Origin of the sequence: Salimicrobium album (genome assembly GCF_900107115.1) — a bacterium.
GTDB lineage: Bacteria > Bacillota > Bacilli > Bacillales > Halobacillaceae > Salimicrobium > Salimicrobium album.
Genome location: NZ_FNOS01000006.1, coordinates 77638 through 94316, shown reverse-complemented (window position 1 = coordinate 94316; position 16679 = coordinate 77638). Strand labels below are relative to the sequence as shown.

Genomic DNA, 16679 nt, shown 5'->3' with positions numbered 1-16679 from the left:
ATCTCCTCCGTAAACATATTCAGTCTGTTTATTCACTTTTATAGATACTCTCAAACATCCCCCCTGGGATGAGCAGCTGGAACGTTTGTATGATCCGTAATGTATGTTACTATATGAACATATAGTCATATAAGGAGGCACCTCAATGTCACACCACCATCATCATCATGAGACCACCGGAAATATTAAGGTCGCTTTTTTCCTTAACTTTTTCTTTACGATCATAGAACTGATCGGTGGTCTTCTCACAAACAGTATCGCTATCATCTCGGATGCTCTGCACGACCTGGGGGACTCTCTTTCGCTTGGTCTCGCCTGGTTTCTTCAGAGATACTCGAATAAGGACCAGTCAAACAACTATTCTTTCGGTTATAAACGCTTTTCCCTGCTGGCGGCCCTGATTAACAGTGTCGTACTGACCACGGGCTCTATTTTCATCCTGACGGAAGCCGTACCGAGGCTGTGGAATCCGGAGACACCGAATACCCTCGGAATGATAGGTCTCGCCGTCCTCGGTATCATCGTTAACGGTGCAGCTGTCTTCCGGCTCCGCGGCGGAGATTCCATGAACCAGAAAGTGATGTCATGGCACATGCTCGAAGATGTTCTCGGCTGGGCAGCCGTGCTGGTCGTCGGAATTGTAATGACTTTCTTCGACCTGCCTATCCTGGACCCGCTTGCTTCCATCGGTATTACGCTGTTCATCCTTTACAACATCGTAATCAATCTTATCAAAACGATGCGACTTTTCCTTGAAGCAGTACCGGAATCAGTGGACTTTGACAGGATAACTAGAGAGATCCGCAACGTTCCCGAAGTCAAATCCGCCCATCATACCCATCTGTGGTCTTTGGACGGGGAAAACCATGCCTTTTCCACTCACGCTGTAGTAGCTGCGGAAGCGACGAAGGAGGAAGTGTGCAGGGCGAAAAAAGCGATCACTTCCATCCTTGAAGATATCCGGCTGGATCACATTACCATTGAAATAGAATACGAAGATGAACTATGCAGTATGGCTGAGGAGGATGAGTATGAGTGAATCTGTCACACAAGAGACGATACAGAAAACGGCCGACACTTTTAAAGTACTGTCCGATCCGACGAGGATCCGGATCCTGCATTATCTCTGTCAGAAAGAAGCCTCGGTCTCCGACATAGCTTCCGGGCTCGACCTGAAACAGTCTACAGTTTCTCATCAGCTGCGCACCCTCAAGCTCTACCGGCTGGTGACACATCGCCGGGAAGGGACAAGTATTTACTATACGTTCAAAGACGATCACGTTATGCAGACGCTTGAACAGATGATCGACCATATTGAAGAATGACAGGAGAGATGACTATGGAATTCAGAAAAGCTGCCGCAGAAGATGTGGCGGAAATCATGCCTATTATACAGGAAGCCCAGCAGCAGTTCCGGGAACGGAACATCAGCCAGTGGACGAACGGTTATCCCGATGAAACAACTATATCGGAAGACATCAGGCGCGGGGAAAGTTACGTACTCACTGAATCCGGAAAGATTATAGCGAGTACGGTCATCTCCCCCCGTGAGGAAATGACTTACCGTACCATTTACGAGGGGGAATGGATGAGCCGGGAAGATTATCTCGTCATACACCGGCTTGCAGTGAAGGGCGACATGAAAAAACAGGGCCTTGCCTCCCTTCTGTTAAAAGAGACAGAAAAGATGGCCCGTAACAGTTCTATTCCGAGCGTGAAAGTGGATACGCACGAACAGAACGTACCGATGCAGCAACTGCTTCTGAGCCACGGCTATACCTACTGCGGAGTCATTTATTTAACAGAAGGCAGCAAACGGCTGGCCTACGAAAAACTGGTGCAATAAAAATCAAAAAAGCGCGACGACAAAGTCGCCGCACGCATTTTCTTTACATATCCAGCTGTTGTGGAGTTTCATCACTTTCATTCATGAGGCGGATCGTTTCAGGAAAAATCTCAAGTACGATGTAGTCGGGATCTTCTTTTCCGCCGAGCCAATGTTTCATATGGTCGTTCCACACGCGGTCCTTGATGTCCTGGTCATCACGAATGTTGGCCTGACCCTGGATTTCAAGGAATCCGTCTCCGTAGCCTTCCCCTTCATATCCGAGAAGGATGTGGACGAACGGGTTCTCGTCGATTTCTTCCGCTTTGTACGTCTCTCTGTCCGTCGGAGTGAATAACGTCAGATTCTCGTCGTGCTGAAACGTCATATAACGGGTATGAGGCTTATTATTTTTAACAGTGGCCAGCGTACCTACATTATTATCCTTCATAATACTACTGATATGCTGTTTCAATTCTTCCTGGTTCATATTACATTCCCCTTTCGACTGCTTTGAATTCTTTACCCACTATTACCTTTCTCCTTTCTTTCTAAACTTTGGAAATTCGCGGGAGTTTTTTTTCGTCAAAAAATTCGCTATAATTAAATGGCAATCGGGTAAACGTTATAAACAAGGAGGAATTATCAATGTCATTTGCTACTTCAATTAACTGTATGGACGGCAGAGTCCAGCTTCCGGTCATCAACTGGATGAAAGATACATACGGGGTGGAATACATCGATATGATTACGGAAGCCGGTCCCAACAAGGTCCTGCTCGAAGGCAGTGCCGGTCAGCTTGAAGAGATTAAGAAAAAAGTTCTCGTTTCTACAGAGAAACATGGATCAGGAACAATCACAATCGCGGGGCATCACGACTGCGCCGGGAATCCGGCGGACCGCTCTCAGAAGGAAAAAGAAATAAAACGCGCCGTGGAACTGATTGAAACGTGGGACCTCGGAGCCGAAGTCGTCGGCCTTTATGTTAACGAAAACTGGGAAGTGGAAGTCGTAACTGAGTAACTCTTATCCAAAAAGGAGGGGTATTGTGGAAGAATTCGTCGGCTACTGCGCTTCCTGCGGAAAAGAAGTTTATTGTAAGGACGGATTCCTGGACGGCATCGTTACGGAAGATAAACAGCTGTACTGCTTTACGTGCGGAGAAGACAAATAAAATACCGTCCTCTGTTTCAAGAACCTCCGATGAGCAATTCATCAGAGGTTCTTTTAAGTGACCGGCGGTTTTCCGAATCCTTATTCTCATAACTGTAACGAACTGGTAAGATGGAAAGAACTATTATTTATTAGCGCGGGAGGCGGTTACCATGAGCAGAAACATGTCTATGATCTCCATCGCAGCCGGGGCTGCTCTGTGGGGGATTATCGGTCTGTTCGTCACATTTCTGTACGACTACGGCTTCACGCCTGTCCAGGTGGTGGCCGTCCGGGTAAGCAGTGCCGCTCTGCTGCTGCTCATTTATACATATTTTAACGGGAAGAAAGACCTGCGGATTAACTGGAAAGACAGCCACTATTTTATCGGTACAGGTATTATCAGTATCGTGTTCTTCAATCTTTGTCTATTTATAGCTATGGAGGAAACTTCCATAGCTGTCGCTGTTACCCTGTTGTACACCGCCCCCGCCTTCGTTACGATATTTTCCCGGTTCCTGTTCGGAGAACTGTTTACCGGGAACAAAATTCTCGCACTCGCCATCACGCTCATCGGCTGCTCACTCGTCGTCGGACTAATCCCGTTCTCCGGCTTCGATCTCTCTCTGTACGGAGTCCTGGCAGGGCTCGGGTCCGGATTCTTTTATGCGCTCTACAGCATTTTTGCAACTTACGCCCTGCGGAAGTATTCTTCCGTAACAGTGACGGTGTATACCTTCGTATTCGCAAGCATAGCCATTCTCCCATTTGCCGGACTTGGCGATATCAAAAGCACTTTCACTCTCCCGGCTGTCTGGTTGAATATCGGCGGTATCGGCCTTTTCTCCACCACTCTTGCCTTCCTGCTGTACACAAAAGGGCTCGAGAAAATCGAGTCGAGCCGGGCTTCGATTATAGCCACCATCGAACCGGTGGCGGCCACGCTCCTCAGTTTTTTCGTATTCCGCGAAATTCTGACCTTGTGGCAACTGACCGGTTTCATTCTTGTAGTAACAGCGGTCATCCTTGTTCAGAAACGGCCCCGCTCGTCTTTTTCAAAGCGAAAAGCGTCATGAAGGATACTGCCTGTTCCAGCATCGGCGTGGAGAGATTCTCCGGAGCTCCTTCTTTAGGTACGGAAGACATCCCCTCAACCGTCCACCCGTGAGTGCCGGCCAAACGTTCGAATTCCCAGGGCATCATCGTATTGCACACAACGTCTTCCCCTTCAAGTCTCGGATAACTGTTACTTCTAGGGCCGGCAGCAGGACCAAGAATACCGGCAACCATTACCCCTCCAGGCTTTACGACACGCTGGATTTCCTTTAATCCGTGCAGCGGTGACGCGACCCATTCCAGGCAGTTAATGGCCATTACGCTGTCGAATGCCCCATCTTCAAAAGGGAGTTTGGCAAGGTCGGCCTGCTGGAAGTGGATACCGCTCCAACGCTCTTTTGCCATTTCAATCATTTTCGACGAAATATCGACACCGGTCACCTCATACCCCGAGTGTCTCAGCATCTCGCTCCCCTCTCCATCGCCGCATCCGATATCAAGAACCGTAGATCCTTCAGATACGAAGGACTGCATAAATGGAAGAACCGTTTTTCTGCTTCCTTCTTTCCACATTTTTTCACTTCTCTGACCCCAGTTTCCGGAAAAATTATCCCACTTCTCTTCCGCTTTCTCATGCCATCTTTTATCGATCATTATTTTTTCCTCCTTGTTATTTCATTTAATCTTATGTATGATAGAATCAATATATAGTAATTATATTTTAAAAAACACAATATATAGATTGAAAAACAGATGCTCACAGAGCTTAATAGGGAATCCGGTAAGAAACCGGAGCTGCCCCCGCAACTGTAAGTATCCGCGAAACAGCATCTCCACTGTAGATTACTACGGGAAGGGCTGGAGTAAGATCGGGTACGAGCCAGGAAACCTGTCTGTTTTTCATCGGAAAGTTTCACCTTTTTCGGGGTTGGAGAAGATGAAACGATGATGCGTACATATACCCGTATCATGGTTTCATCCGCTCCTGTCCCGGGGGCGGATTTTTTATTTTTTATAAAGGTACTTGAAGGAGGACTTACTTATGTCAGCAACCGTAACAGCGGACTGGAAATATTGGCTCGAACAGCTTCAGAGCACGTTCCCTCATCTCGATTTTTCAAAAGTCTACCCGAAAATCACAGACGGCACTTCCGTCGTTCTGGAAACACTCGCGGAGATGGACGAAACCGAACCGGAATGGACCTATGTCGCCGCCCGGGCACATCTGGAGACGATGTACACCGAAGCGAAGAAAAACCGGCGGACGGAGAGTCCGTATACCGACCTTTACGGGCTGATGGAAGCGCTCGTCCAGGAAGGAATTTACGATCATTCCCTGCTTACCCATTATACCAAAGAAGAAGCGGAGGAGCTTGAATCTCTTCTCGACCGCAATAAAGACCTTCAATTTACTTACATCGGTCTGAAGACTCTGGATGACCGCTACCTTGCAAAAATGAAAGATGGACAGACGATGGAACTCCCTCAGGAAAGATGGCTGATCATTGCGATGAATCTTATGGCCGGGGAGAATTCCTCCTCACGCCTCCATTACATCAAAGAGGCCTACTGGGCGCTCAGTAATCTTTATATGACTGTCGCCACCCCAACTCTGGCAAACGCAGGGAAATCTCACGGCCAGCTCAGTTCCTGCTTTATCGAAACGGTAGACGACAGTCTGCAGTCGATTTACGACAGCAACACGTCCATCGCGAATTTAAGTAAGCATGGCGGAGGCATTGGCGTCTATCTCGGTAAAATACGTTCACGGGGCAGTGATATACGAGGTTTTAAAGGGGTCTCCTCCGGTATCCTCCCGTGGATGAAGCAGCTGAACAATACGGCGGTAAGTGTTGACCAGCTTGGCCAGAGACAGGGGGCCGTCGCCGTCTATTTGGACGTCTGGCATAAAGATATCTTCTCGTTTCTCGACAGTCGCCTGAATAATGGAGACGAACGTCAGAGAACCCACGATCTGTTCACCGGAATTTCCGTGCCTGATCTTTTCATGGAAGCCGTCCGGGACAGACAGGACTGGTATTTGTTCGACCCTCACGAAGTGAGAACGAAGATGGGCTTCTCTCTGGAAGACTCTTTCGATGAACAAAAAGGGGAAGGGACGTTCCGCGACCGGTACGAAGCCTGCGTGCGTGAGCCGGAATTGTCCAAAGAGAAGGTGCCGGCCATTGACATTATGAAGCGCGTCATGATCGGACAGCTCGAAACCGGCACGCCGTATATGTTTTACCGGGATGAAGTGAACAGGAAGAACCCGAATAACCACGCAGGCATGATTTACTGCAGTAACCTGTGTACGGAAATAACCCAGAACCAGAGTGCCACGACTCAGACTGCCCAGTACACGGAAAACGGACAAATCATTACCGTGCACAACCCTGGAGACTTTGTCGTCTGCAACCTTTCGAGCATCAACCTCGGCAAAGCCGTACCGGCGAATGCTCTTGAAAGACTCGTTCCGATCCAGGTGCGGATGCTCGATAACGTTATCGAAGAGAATCACATCCCCGTGCTCGAAGCGGAACGGACAAACAAGCGCTACCGCGGCATCGGCCTTGGTACGTTCGGATGGGCTCATCTATTGGCACAGAATAAAATCGCCTGGGAGTCGGGGGAAGCCGTCCAGTACGCCGATGACCTTTACGAAAAAATCGCCTATCTGACTATCGGGGCGAGTGCTGAGCTCGCCGGGGAAAAAGGAAGTTATCCTCTGTTCGAAGGGTCCGACTGGGAAACAGGTGCCTTTTTCGAAAAACGCGGGCTCACCTCAGACGAGTGGGAAACACTTGCTTCCAGGGTGAACAGGAACGGACTGAGAAACGGCTATCTTATGGCAGTTGCTCCGAATTCGAGTACTTCTCTCATCGCAGGAAGCTCTGCCAGTATCGATCCGATATTCAAAAAATTCTATTCGGAGGAGAAAAAAGACTTTAAGATCCCTGTTACAGCACCGGATCTGAACCCGGAAAACTACTGGTACTATAAATCAGCCCACGATATCGACCAGCATACGAGCATTGCTCAGAATGCCCGGAGACAGAGGTATATCGATCAGTCCATATCATTTAACCTGTACGTACAAAATGACATCCACGCCAAAGATTTACTGAACCTTCACCTTGACGCCTGGGCTCAAGGATTGAAAACGACGTATTACACACGCTCCACCTCCGGCAGCACCTATGACGAATGCGAAAGCTGCTCTTCATAAACAAAAGCGGAGCCATTCGCTTAGAAGCTCTAAGATAAGCGGGCACTCCGGGGTTCGGATGAACTGTTCCGAACGAGGAGGGACCACTTATCTTATGGGCTTTTGAATGGCGTAGCTGGATAAAACAAAAGCGGAAACTTCCGGGTAGAAGCGCTGACATAAGTCGGAAGCTTACTTTTCGGGTGTGGCCTTCCCCGAAAATAAGATTACGGCTTATGGCGGGAGCTTCTGGAAGTTGAAGCTGGAAAAACAAAAGCGGAACCACCCGTTCAGGAGTTCCGGGCTAAGTGGGAGATTCATTTTTCAGGGGGTTTCCCTGAAAAAGAAGCTACTGCTTAGACAGCGGACTCCTGGGTGGTGTAGCTGGATACCATAAAAGCGGAAACTTCCCGGTAGAAGCGCTGACGTAAGCCGGAAGCTTACTTTTTGGGCGACCTTCCCCGAAAATAAGATTACGGCTTATGGCGGGAGCTTCTGGAAGTTGCAGCTGGATAAAATAAAAGCGGAACCACCTGTTCCGGGGTTCCGGGCTAAGCGGGAGGCTCAGGGGGATCCCCCCATTCCCTTAGCCTTCCGCTTAGCTTTATTATTTTGAACTTTGAAAGGAGTCTATACTTATGACTATAGAAAAAAGGAAACTCGTCGATTACGAGGCCCCGAACCGTTCCACCGGTATTATAAACGGAAAAACATCTAACGTTCTTAATTGGGACGATACCAGATTTGCCTGGGCTTATCCTATGTATAAAAATATGCTCCAAAATTTCTGGATTCCGGACGAAATCAATATGAGTAATGATTTGAAGCAGTGGCCGGAACTTTCCGACCGCGAACAGCAGTCTTTCAAAAAAATTATCGGCCTTCTCGCTTTTCTCGACTCTATCCAGACGGACTACTCGGGGAAAATCGCGGACTACCTTACGGACTCGAGTCTTGCGGCACTGATGCAGGTACTTTCTTTTCAAGAAGTCGTACACAACCAGTCTTACTCTTATATCCTCTCCACTCTCGTTCCTTCAGCGGAACAGGAGGAGATTTTCGATTACTGGAAACACGATCCGATTTTGCAGAAACGGAACCAGTTCATCACGGACGGGTATCAGGATTTTATCGATGACCCTTCACCGGAGAATTTTCTGAAATCCTGCGTCTATGACGTTGTTTTGGAGGGACTGTTCTTCTATGCCGGGTTTGCCTTTTTCTATAATCTGGCCCGCAACCAGAAGATGGTTTCCACTTCTACGATGATCAACTACATCAACAGGGATGAACAGATCCACGTCCACCTTTTCTCACGTATCTTCAACGAAACCCTCAAAGAACAGACGCAGCTGAATAACGAGGAATTTCGTCAATTCACGACAGAAACCTTCCGGCAGGCGGCTGAACTTGAAATTGAATGGGCTCACCATATTATAGGCGAGGACTTTCCGGGTATTCCGATGATGGATCTTGACAGCTACATCCGCTTTACAGCCAACACGAGGGCCCAGCAGATGGGAGCCGACCGGCCGTTTCCGGAACACCGGAAAAACCCGATGCGCTGGATACGTGCTTACCAAAACGTCGATGAAGGGAAATCGGATTTCTTCGAACAGAAATCAAGGCAGTACACAAAAGTTTCAGAAGATAATGGATTTGATGATTTATAGAGATAGGCTTCTATGCCTGTCTCTTATTTTTTTGAAAAAATATTAAATTTTATAAACCTTACCCCTGCAACAATGAGAGCCCTTACAAACATTCTTTTTTTAAATTCATGTCAGCTTTCCTTACATAGTTAAGTTGATTTTTCTGAATTTTTTGTGTATAGTATTTTAAAACTTACTAAGTATGTTAAGTAAGTTAACATCAAAGGAGGATTTTCCAATGAAAAAGATCGAAGCGATTATTCGACCCGAAGCATTTCAGCCCTTGCGGCATCAGTTGGACCAGGCAGGTGTAAAAGGTTTGACAGTTTCGGAAGTCGCAGGTTGTGGTCAACAAAAAGGGAAAGAAGGAATCTTTCGGGGAACAAGATATGAAATTAAATTGTATCCGAAAGTGAAGGTGGAGATGGTAGTCGCTGGGCACGAAGTCGATTCCATCGTGAAAATAATCATGGATACCTGCACGACAAACGAAACAGGAGACGGTAAGATTTTTGTTTCTGCGATCGAGGAAGTATATCGTATCAGAACTGCCGAAAAAGGCAAAGCTGCCCTGATCTGAAAACTATATCAAGGAAAGGTGACTAGACTTATGAAAAAAATTATTCCTTTATTATTGTTATTGACATTAGAATTCCCGGTGATTTCCAGTGCTCAGACCATCTCTCCAGAAACTGTTGTCGCTTCCATAGATATGGTCTGGGTCATGATGGCAGCATTTCTTGTGTTTTTCATGCACGCCGGTTTTGCTATGGTAGAATCAGGATTCACTCGTTCTAAAAATGCTCTCAACATTCTAATGAAGAACTTTATGACGATATCAATCGCTTCTATTCTTTACTTTCTTGTGGGATATGGGATTATGTTCGGAAACTCTGGAGGAGGACTTATAGGACTGGATGGCTTCCTTCTTAGCGGCCACGAAGATCAGGTCGGGTTCTTCATATTCCAGGCAGTGTTCGCTGCAACTTGTGCCACTATCATATCCGGAGCTGTGGCCGAGCGTATGAAGCTCAGTGCCTACCTGTTACTCACCCTGCTGATGACTGGACTTATCTACCCAATTGTTGGACATTGGGTGTGGGGTGGCGGATGGCTTTCAGAACTTGGTTTTGTAGACTTCGCCGGTTCTACCGTTGTTCACATGACAGGTGCCATAGGGGCACTGGCGACTGTTATGTTTCTCGGCCCACGACTCGGTAAATATTCCGGAAATCGCATCAATGTTATTCAGGGGCACAATATCCCGCTTGGAGCGCTGGGTGTTTTCATACTTTGGTTTGGCTGGTTCGGTTTCAACGGAGGAAGTACATTAGCAGCTGATCCTTCCCTTGTACCATCGGTCATAGCGGCCACTCTTTTGTCTGCCTCTGCCGGGGTTATCGCTTCAGCAATGTATTCTCAGATTAAATTCAAAAAAATCGATGCTTCACTTACTTTGAACGGCGCACTGGCTGGTCTGGTAGGTATCACTGCAGGAGCTGCTGACCTTTCAGCGACAGGAGCGATTGTCACTGGATTCATCGCCGGCACCATCCTGATAGAAACAGTGCAATTGTTTGATCGTGTATTTAAAATCGACGACCCTGTCGGAGCAATCGCAGTGCACGGAATATGTGGAGCATGGGGGACGCTTGCAGTTGGGTTGTTTGCTACAAATGGAGGCCTTTTCTACGGAGGAGGAGGCGAATTGTTATTTATCCAGACCGCAGGGATAGTAGCTGTAGCTGTCTGGACGATGGCTGCAACGTCTATCGGAGTCTTTATAATCAAACAGACTATTGGCATCCGTGTATCGCAACGTGAAGAAATCGCTGGTCTCGACTTTTACGAACATGGTGCTTCCGCTTATGAAAGTTCAAGTAGCATCTTTAATGAAAACACCTCACAAACCGTGGATGGTGATTTTGGAGTCGGTCTACTAAACCGTTTGAACAGTATTGATCGTGCAGAGAAAAAGACGGTCCACTAATGTGAAATTTTAATTTAAAAGAGCTGTCTTTCTTAAGAACGAAACCTAGGTTAATAATCTATTATATGTAATAACTCCCCCGGCGATTTTACTTCATAAAACCCGGGGGAGTTTAGAGTTACAAATAGCTTCTCAAACGATCCAGGGAATCATAAATGGAGTCCCGTATACCCGGGTTATAAAACACGGCCGCCGGATGATATAAAGGAACGACGATATACTTCTCGTCAGAAGGAACATACGTATCCTGTTCCCGGTCGTACTTCAAAATCGGTGTCTCCAGTCTTTCTCCAATCACTTCGGAAATTTTCCCTTTTTCGTCCACAAGTCTCTGATAAGCGACTCCTCCAAGCAGAAGGATCACTTTCGGATCGGCTGTATCTATCTGTACATCAAGAAGTTCCGCATGAGCTTTCACTTCTTTTTTGTTCGGTTTCCGGTTCGCTTTCCGTTTTTCTTCGGAGTTCGACCGTTTTTCCCACTTGTAGGGTCTGCTTCTTACTGCACTTGTAATGTAGACATCATCCCTCGTCCATCCGAGGTAGGATAACTGTTTATCCAGTTCTTTCCCGGCTCTCCCGGTAAAAGGCTCCCCATCATACACTTCGTTTTCTCCCGGAGCTTCCCCCACCATCATGATTTCTGCCGGGACCGGGCCTTTGCCAAGCACGAATCCTTCCGTATCAAAAGGCTCGATATTCCGTTTTGCCCTCTCTATCACTTCTTCAGGTAAATCCATAACTATCACCTCTTCTCCCGTCTTTACCCGATTTCTTCTGCTGATAACTCTTTATGTTTTATTTCTCCCCTTCGGATGAGTACAATAAGGAAAGGAGTCTAAGAAAAAAGGAGCAACTTTTATGAAAAAATTAGCACATGGTATCGTGAAGCTTCGGGCCTTATTGCTGTCCCTGTGGCTGATAGCTTTCGCTGTACTTGGATATTTCGCCCTGGACCTCCCGTCGCTTCTTGAAGGAGACGGTTTCCGCACAGACGGAGAATATGAAGAAGTTCAGGAAATACTTACAGATGATTTTGATCGTCCCGAATCAACTATCCTCGTGTTATTTGAACAGGCGGACGATGGAAAAATAGAAGATACGCTTACCAGCATAAAGGAGCTGGATATAGCCTCCTCCATCCAGTCGCCCCTCGATGTGGAGGATATGTATAAGGAAGACACTGCTTACGCAGCCATCAATTTTAATGAAGAAAGCACGGAACTCACCGAAGAAATTTCCGAAATCCGCTCTATTACGGAAGATACATCCGGAGTGACGCTGACCGGTGAACCGGTCATATCGGAAGACATCAATAAAGCCAGCCAGACGGATTTAAAAAACGCCGAACTGATCGGCCTGCCTTTCGCTTTACTGATTCTTCTCGTAGCTTTCGGAACGTTGACCGCTTCAGTGCTTCCGCTGATTATCGGAGGAGTGACAGTCGTTTCCGGATTTGGACTTCTGGCGCTTGCCGGGGAAAACATTTCTTTGTCCGTGTTCATACTGAACATCGCTCCTATGATCGGCCTTGCGCTAAGTATCGACTTTGCCCTTCTGTTCATTAACCGTTACAGGGAAGAACTGGCCCGGCAGCCCATCGATGATGCGATCGTGACGACGATCCGTACAGCCGGCCGCTCCATCATCTTCTCTGCAGTCTGTGTATTTATCGGACTCGGTGCCATGAGTATCATTAATGTAGATATCTTTCTGAATATAGCACTCGGAGGAACTATAGTCATCACTCTCGCCGTATTCACGTCACTCACACTTCTTCCCGGGCTCCTGAGACTGCTTGGACCGAGAATCAACAAGTTGCGTGTCCTGCCTGCGGAGAAAGACACTGTGCCGCGCTGGAGAGCATTCGCTAAACGTATTATGAAACGTCCGGTAATGACTGCACTTTTATCTCTCATCGTGCTGCTTATCGGCGTTATTCCGATCTCAAACATGAGCGTTTCTATCCCGACGATTGACGCGCTGCCTGAAAGCTACGATTCGAGAAGTGCTTACGAAACGATCGAAGATACTTTCCTCAGCGACTCCGACAGTACGATTCAGGTAGTCGTCAACGAAGACAGAGACTGGCTCAGTAAAGACGGACTCGAAGAGATGAATGAGAAGATCGATACTTATTCGGATCCCGGTATCGTGGACAGCGTAGACTCTCTGTATTCGGCGGCCGACGTCGGATCGTCGGAGGAGTTATATGCGGCCCTGCAGAACCCGCAGACGAAAAGTGCTCTTGAACCGGCTATTGAACAATTCATCGCCGGTGACAAGCTTCTCCTTCCGGTGAATCTTTCCGTAGCCGACAATTCAGAAGAAGCCCAAAGCCTTGTCAGAGAGTGGAAAGATGAAAAAGATGCACGTATCGGTGGAACTCCCGCTTTCAACCAGGAAATTTACGATGAAATATTCGATAAACTGCCGCTCGTACTGACTATTATTATCGTTTCCACTTTCTTTATACTGATGTTTGCCTTCCGGTCTATTTTAATTCCGATCAAGGCGATTCTCATGAATATCCTGGGACTTGCTTCCACGTTCGGGATTCTCGTGTGGCTCTTCCAGGGAGGTCATTTCGGTTTGAACGAATCGGACATTGCTCTGATTCTACCGGTCATCGTCTTTAGCCTTGTATTCGGTCTAAGTATGGACTATGAAGTATTCCTCATCTCCAGAATGAGAGAATTTTATCTGGAAACGAAAGACAATCACTACTCGACCGTGGAAGGCGTGGCGAACACGAGTAAAATCATAACGTCCGCTGCCCTGATCATGATTGTGATTACAGGAGCTTTTGCATTCACGGGTGTAGTTCCCGTCAAGCAGATAGGAATCGGGATAGCCATAGCTATCTTCATCGACGCTACGATTATCCGCCTGCTGCTTGTACCGAGCCTTATGAAACTGTTCGGACATTGGAACTGGTGGTTCCCGTTCGGCAGGAAGAAATAGATTATAGAGGATGGATTTCAGGCTGTAGTGTTTCCGACAGGCAGTCCGGGATCCGTCCTTTATTTTGGAGAAAATGGCGTCCTTATACAGGAATCCTTCCCTTCACACGAGTAGAGGCTTTACGAAAGGAAGGATTACTCTGAAATCGTGACTTTCACTGCCCCTCCCTTCCCTCCTCGGGCAGGAAAACCAGGTTTCCGTTACTTTCGGAGCGTAATTTGTTCTCCGATGGGAAGGAAAACCGGAAATGCTTACAGCCCGCCATATCAATACAAAAAACCGAACCCCTGATTAAAGGTTCGGTTTTTTTATGCTGATTCATACTTCTCTATTTCATCTGGAACGAAAAGAGTGTTACGGCGAAGTAAAGAATTATGATCAAAAAAGAAGGGATCATGTACGTAAACTGGTACTTCGGTTTTTTCCTGGAAATACTAATCAGGAATAGAAGTACAAATACAATCGATGCTACAGCGATAATTACGTTGACCCGGCTCGATTCACTGAAAAGATTTCCCCGGAAATACATTACATCGGTAATAGCCAGAATAAGAATATTAAACGCGTTACTGCCGATCAGAGAACTGATGGCAAGATTATAGTTGCGCATCTTTAAAGCGGTACCGACACTCGACGCATCCGGCAAAGAAGTACTGATCGCGACGAGGAATGCACCGATGAACGAAGAGCCGAGTCCGGTAATTTGTGCTATCTCCTCAGCCGTAATCGTTAAAATACTACCCATAATCATAATGGCGACGCTGAGACTTATAAAACGGGTAAGCACCTGCTTTTTTGTATATTCCCGGTATCTTTCCTGCTTCTTTTCGTTCTTCACTTTACGTCCTTTGTATTCCGTACGCTTATTAATGAATCGGGCTCCGACTGCATAAAATAATACGAGAGCGACCGAAGAATAACTTACGTGAAGAAAGGGGGTGGGCAACGGAAAAGCCACGGCAACTATAACGATCATCGTCAGAAAAATGACGAGATAGGCGTACAGTTTACTTTCCACCGTAGTCCGGGTCATAATTTCATGTTTCCGGTAAATGATATCGAACACTGCCAGACCCAGAAGGTTAAAGAGATTACTACCTATCAGGTTACCGACTGCAAGACCCGGCGTATCGATAAAAACTGCCGTCACACTCGAGGTGAGTTCCGGAAGAGAAATAGCTATGCCGATTACAGCTCCCACAAAAGTAGAGGTCGCTTTTGTTTTCTCCTTTACTGCATCGCCGAACACTGCAAGATTGGAAGCTATGAAAAAAGTGGCGATTGCAGAAACAAAAAACCCTAAAAATATGAGGACTGCCATAAACTTGAACTCCTAACTATTGTTGTTTGCTTTTGATTAAATCCGCCGTCAACTGGCCGGACAGCGTTACCATCGGCACTCCGCCTCCCGGGTGCGTGGAACCTCCGGCAAAGTAGAGGTTATCGTAAAGAGCGCTCTGAGCCGGTACTTTAAAGCCGCCGTTCGACTTCTTGTCCGCTACGACACCATAAATCGAACCGCCGTTTGCCCCGTACAGGGATTCGAGATCTTCCGGTGCGAACTGGTATTCAAAATCGATGGAGTCTTCCAGGCCTTCGAGCCCCATACGTTCAAGTTTCTCAATGACCGTCTTTCTGTATGCTTCCCAGTCCCAGCCTTTTCTTTTCTTATTTTCGAGAGGTGGAACGTGAGTAAGGACGAACAGATTATCTTTCCCATCCGGGGCCTGGGTTTCATCCGATCTGGACGACACACCTATATAGACAGTCGGGTCTTCGGCCGGCTTCCCTTTATCGAAAATTTCCTTGAATTCCTTCTCGGGGTCGTCGGAGAAGAAGAAATTGTGGTGTTCGAGCTGTTCGAACTTTTTGTTCGTCCCCAGTAATAATACAAGTCCTGAAACTGTCGGTTCATATTTTTTCTCGAGCTGTTTCGCTTCTTTCTTCCCTTTCTTCGTGCCGTCCAGGTAACGGTACGTAGGAATCGCCTCCAGGTTGGAGACGACGACATCCGCTTCCATCGTACCGCTGGCAGTAGCCACACCGGTCACTTCTTCTCCTTTTGTCACTATATGAGAGACAGGTGTCTCAAGATGAACGTCTATTTTCAGTTCTTCCATCACTTTTCCCATTGCTTCCGCAATCTGATACATGCCTCCTTCGACATAATGGATGCCGAGCCCCAGCTGCACATACGCCAGCTGGTTCAAAATTGCGGGTGCGGAGTAGGGATTGGAACCGACATACATCACGAGGAAATTGAATAACTGCTCCAGATGCTTGTTGTCCAGATGCTCCTGGTTCGCTTTAGCCACCGTCTTCATGGGGTCCATCTGCATGAGTTCTTTGAAGGAGTGATGTTTCCTGAGATCACTGAGACCCGAGATACTGTATTTATAGAAACTCTTCAGGCACAGGTCATACATATCCTGACTGTACGATAAGAAGCTTGTCAGTGAACTGTTCGGGCGATCCGTCACTTTGGACATCTCCTGAAGCATCGTAGGCAAATCACCCGTTACGTCAAGCTGTTTGCCATCTTCAAAAAAAGTCCGCCACTGAGGTTCGACCCTTTTGATAGTTATGTAATCGTGTATATCACGATGCACGCTTTCGAACAGCTGCTCGAGGACCCAGGGCATGGTGAGGATGGAAGGACCCGTGTCAAAAGTGAATCCTTTCCCGGATCTCTGGTTCAGTTTTCCACCGATATTTTCGTTTTTCTCGAGAACCGTTACATCATAACCGTCCGCCTTCAATCGTATAGCTGCCGACATACCGCCTAGACCTGCTCCTACTACTACCGCTTTCTGATTCGCCATACTTAGCACCT

Annotated in this window: 16 protein-coding genes and 1 riboswitch; of the genes, 11 read left to right on the top strand and 5 right to left on the bottom strand. The window is 47.2% G+C overall.

The features are described from left to right. The first annotated feature begins 145 nt into the window (after positions 1 to 145). Genes BLU03_RS11710 through BLU03_RS11700 form a run of 3 tightly spaced genes read left to right on the top strand, consistent with a single transcriptional unit; the run spans position 146 to position 1846 of the window. Positions 146 to 1039, top strand: a complete 894-nt coding sequence (locus BLU03_RS11710) for a cation diffusion facilitator family transporter (RefSeq protein WP_093107949.1) — start codon at positions 146 to 148, stop codon at positions 1037 to 1039. Beyond that, a complete protein-coding gene (locus BLU03_RS11705) occupies positions 1032 to 1325 on the top strand; it encodes an ArsR/SmtB family transcription factor (protein WP_008591002.1) in 294 nt (97 codons plus the stop codon). The genes BLU03_RS11710 and BLU03_RS11705 overlap by 8 nt, the downstream gene beginning before the upstream one ends. A 14-nt stretch (positions 1326 to 1339) precedes the next feature. Beyond that, positions 1340 to 1846 carry a GNAT family N-acetyltransferase gene (locus BLU03_RS11700; protein WP_093107947.1) on the top strand — a complete coding sequence of 169 codons (507 nt, stop codon included), beginning with the start codon at positions 1340 to 1342 and terminating at the stop codon, positions 1844 to 1846. 43 nt (positions 1847 to 1889) lie between these two features. Here the strand turns inward: BLU03_RS11700 and BLU03_RS11695 are convergent, their stop codons facing one another. Beyond that, positions 1890 to 2315, bottom strand: coding sequence for a pyridoxamine 5'-phosphate oxidase family protein (locus BLU03_RS11695; protein WP_008590999.1), 426 nt, complete (start codon positions 2313 to 2315; stop codon positions 1890 to 1892). 158 nt (positions 2316 to 2473) lie between these two features. Here BLU03_RS11695 and BLU03_RS11690 point away from each other — a divergent pair, with 158 nt between their 5' ends. The 3 genes from BLU03_RS11690 (at position 2474) to BLU03_RS11685 (ending at position 4053) form a co-directional block, all read left to right on the top strand. Beyond that, complete coding sequence (locus BLU03_RS11690) at positions 2474 to 2848, top strand: carbonic anhydrase (RefSeq protein ID WP_008590997.1); 375 nt, start codon at positions 2474 to 2476, stop codon at positions 2846 to 2848. Between the two features lie 25 nt (positions 2849 to 2873). Next, the gene (locus BLU03_RS13845; RefSeq protein ID WP_008590996.1) at positions 2874 to 2999 is read left to right on the top strand and encodes a hypothetical protein; all 126 of its coding nucleotides are present in this window, start codon (positions 2874 to 2876) and stop codon (positions 2997 to 2999) included. A 151-nt stretch (positions 3000 to 3150) separates the two neighbouring features. After that, entirely contained in the window at positions 3151 to 4053 is a 903-nt protein-coding gene (locus BLU03_RS11685; RefSeq protein ID WP_076571882.1) for a DMT family transporter, read from the top strand. Here BLU03_RS11685 and BLU03_RS11680 read toward each other — a convergent pair. Beyond that, a complete protein-coding gene (locus tag BLU03_RS11680) occupies positions 3998 to 4687 on the bottom strand; it encodes a class I SAM-dependent methyltransferase (RefSeq protein WP_093107945.1) in 690 nt (229 codons plus the stop codon). The two genes, BLU03_RS11685 and BLU03_RS11680, sit on opposite strands and share 56 nt — an antisense overlap. An 80-nt stretch (positions 4688 to 4767) precedes the next feature. Next, a riboswitch (cobalamin riboswitch) is annotated at positions 4768 to 4944 on the top strand. Positions 4945 to 5075: 131 nt separating this feature from the next. Between BLU03_RS11680 and BLU03_RS11675 the strand changes: the two genes are divergently transcribed. The 4 genes from BLU03_RS11675 to BLU03_RS11660 all read left to right on the top strand — a co-directional run bounded on the left by BLU03_RS11675 (position 5076) and on the right by BLU03_RS11660 (position 10883). Beyond that, complete coding sequence (locus BLU03_RS11675; protein WP_093107943.1) at positions 5076 to 7262, top strand: ribonucleoside-diphosphate reductase subunit alpha; 2187 nt, start codon at positions 5076 to 5078, stop codon at positions 7260 to 7262. A 617-nt stretch (positions 7263 to 7879) separates the two neighbouring features. Next, positions 7880 to 8914, top strand: a complete 1035-nt coding sequence (locus BLU03_RS11670) for a ribonucleotide-diphosphate reductase subunit beta (protein ID WP_093107941.1) — start codon at positions 7880 to 7882, stop codon at positions 8912 to 8914. 217 nt (positions 8915 to 9131) lie between these two features. Continuing rightward, positions 9132 to 9473 carry a P-II family nitrogen regulator gene (locus tag BLU03_RS11665; RefSeq protein WP_093107939.1) on the top strand — a complete coding sequence of 114 codons (342 nt, stop codon included), beginning with the start codon at positions 9132 to 9134 and terminating at the stop codon, positions 9471 to 9473. A 30-nt stretch (positions 9474 to 9503) separates the two neighbouring features. Next, on the top strand, positions 9504 to 10883 hold the full coding sequence (locus BLU03_RS11660; protein WP_093107937.1) for an ammonium transporter: 1380 nt from the start codon (positions 9504 to 9506) through the stop codon (positions 10881 to 10883). Between the two features lie 118 nt (positions 10884 to 11001). Here the strand turns inward: BLU03_RS11660 and BLU03_RS11655 are convergent, their stop codons facing one another. After that, a complete protein-coding gene (locus BLU03_RS11655) occupies positions 11002 to 11622 on the bottom strand; it encodes a uracil-DNA glycosylase (protein ID WP_093107935.1) in 621 nt (206 codons plus the stop codon). Between the two features lie 121 nt (positions 11623 to 11743). On the opposite strand from BLU03_RS11655, the gene BLU03_RS11650 reads away from it, so the two are divergent. Next, on the top strand, positions 11744 to 13846 hold the full coding sequence (locus tag BLU03_RS11650; RefSeq protein WP_093107933.1) for an MMPL family transporter: 2103 nt from the start codon (positions 11744 to 11746) through the stop codon (positions 13844 to 13846). 328 nt (positions 13847 to 14174) lie between these two features. Here the strand turns inward: BLU03_RS11650 and BLU03_RS11645 are convergent, their stop codons facing one another. After that, positions 14175 to 15167 (bottom strand): sodium:calcium antiporter, encoded by a 993-nt coding sequence (locus BLU03_RS11645; RefSeq protein WP_093107931.1) that lies wholly within the window; start codon positions 15165 to 15167, stop codon positions 14175 to 14177. A gap of 16 nt (positions 15168 to 15183) precedes the next feature. Continuing rightward, on the bottom strand, positions 15184 to 16668 hold the full coding sequence (locus BLU03_RS11640) for a phytoene desaturase family protein (protein WP_093107929.1): 1485 nt from the start codon (positions 16666 to 16668) through the stop codon (positions 15184 to 15186). Positions 16669 to 16679: the final 11 nt, after the last annotated feature.

Excerpts from the sequence above, each read along its gene's own strand:
- BLU03_RS11710 (WP_093107949.1), top strand. The coding sequence starts at position 146 with ATGTCACACCACCATCATCATCATGAGACCACCGGAAATATTAAGGTC.
- BLU03_RS11705 (WP_008591002.1), top strand. The coding sequence starts at position 1,032 with ATGAGTGAATCTGTCACACAAGAGACGATACAGAAAACGGCCGACACT.
- BLU03_RS11700 (WP_093107947.1), top strand. The coding sequence starts at position 1,340 with ATGGAATTCAGAAAAGCTGCCGCAGAAGATGTGGCGGAAATCATGCCT.
- BLU03_RS11695 (WP_008590999.1), bottom strand. The coding sequence starts at position 2,315 with ATGAACCAGGAAGAATTGAAACAGCATATCAGTAGTATTATGAAGGAT.
- BLU03_RS11690 (WP_008590997.1), top strand. The coding sequence starts at position 2,474 with ATGTCATTTGCTACTTCAATTAACTGTATGGACGGCAGAGTCCAGCTT.
- BLU03_RS11685 (WP_076571882.1), top strand. The coding sequence starts at position 3,151 with ATGAGCAGAAACATGTCTATGATCTCCATCGCAGCCGGGGCTGCTCTG.
- BLU03_RS11680 (WP_093107945.1), bottom strand. The coding sequence starts at position 4,687 with ATGATCGATAAAAGATGGCATGAGAAAGCGGAAGAGAAGTGGGATAAT.
- BLU03_RS11675 (WP_093107943.1), top strand. The coding sequence starts at position 5,076 with ATGTCAGCAACCGTAACAGCGGACTGGAAATATTGGCTCGAACAGCTT.
- BLU03_RS11670 (WP_093107941.1), top strand. The coding sequence starts at position 7,880 with ATGACTATAGAAAAAAGGAAACTCGTCGATTACGAGGCCCCGAACCGT.
- BLU03_RS11665 (WP_093107939.1), top strand. The coding sequence starts at position 9,132 with ATGAAAAAGATCGAAGCGATTATTCGACCCGAAGCATTTCAGCCCTTG.
- BLU03_RS11660 (WP_093107937.1), top strand. The coding sequence starts at position 9,504 with ATGAAAAAAATTATTCCTTTATTATTGTTATTGACATTAGAATTCCCG.
- BLU03_RS11655 (WP_093107935.1), bottom strand. The coding sequence starts at position 11,622 with ATGGATTTACCTGAAGAAGTGATAGAGAGGGCAAAACGGAATATCGAG.
- BLU03_RS11650 (WP_093107933.1), top strand. The coding sequence starts at position 11,744 with ATGAAAAAATTAGCACATGGTATCGTGAAGCTTCGGGCCTTATTGCTG.
- BLU03_RS11645 (WP_093107931.1), bottom strand. The coding sequence starts at position 15,167 with ATGGCAGTCCTCATATTTTTAGGGTTTTTTGTTTCTGCAATCGCCACT.
- BLU03_RS11640 (WP_093107929.1), bottom strand. The coding sequence starts at position 16,668 with ATGGCGAATCAGAAAGCGGTAGTAGTAGGAGCAGGTCTAGGCGGTATG.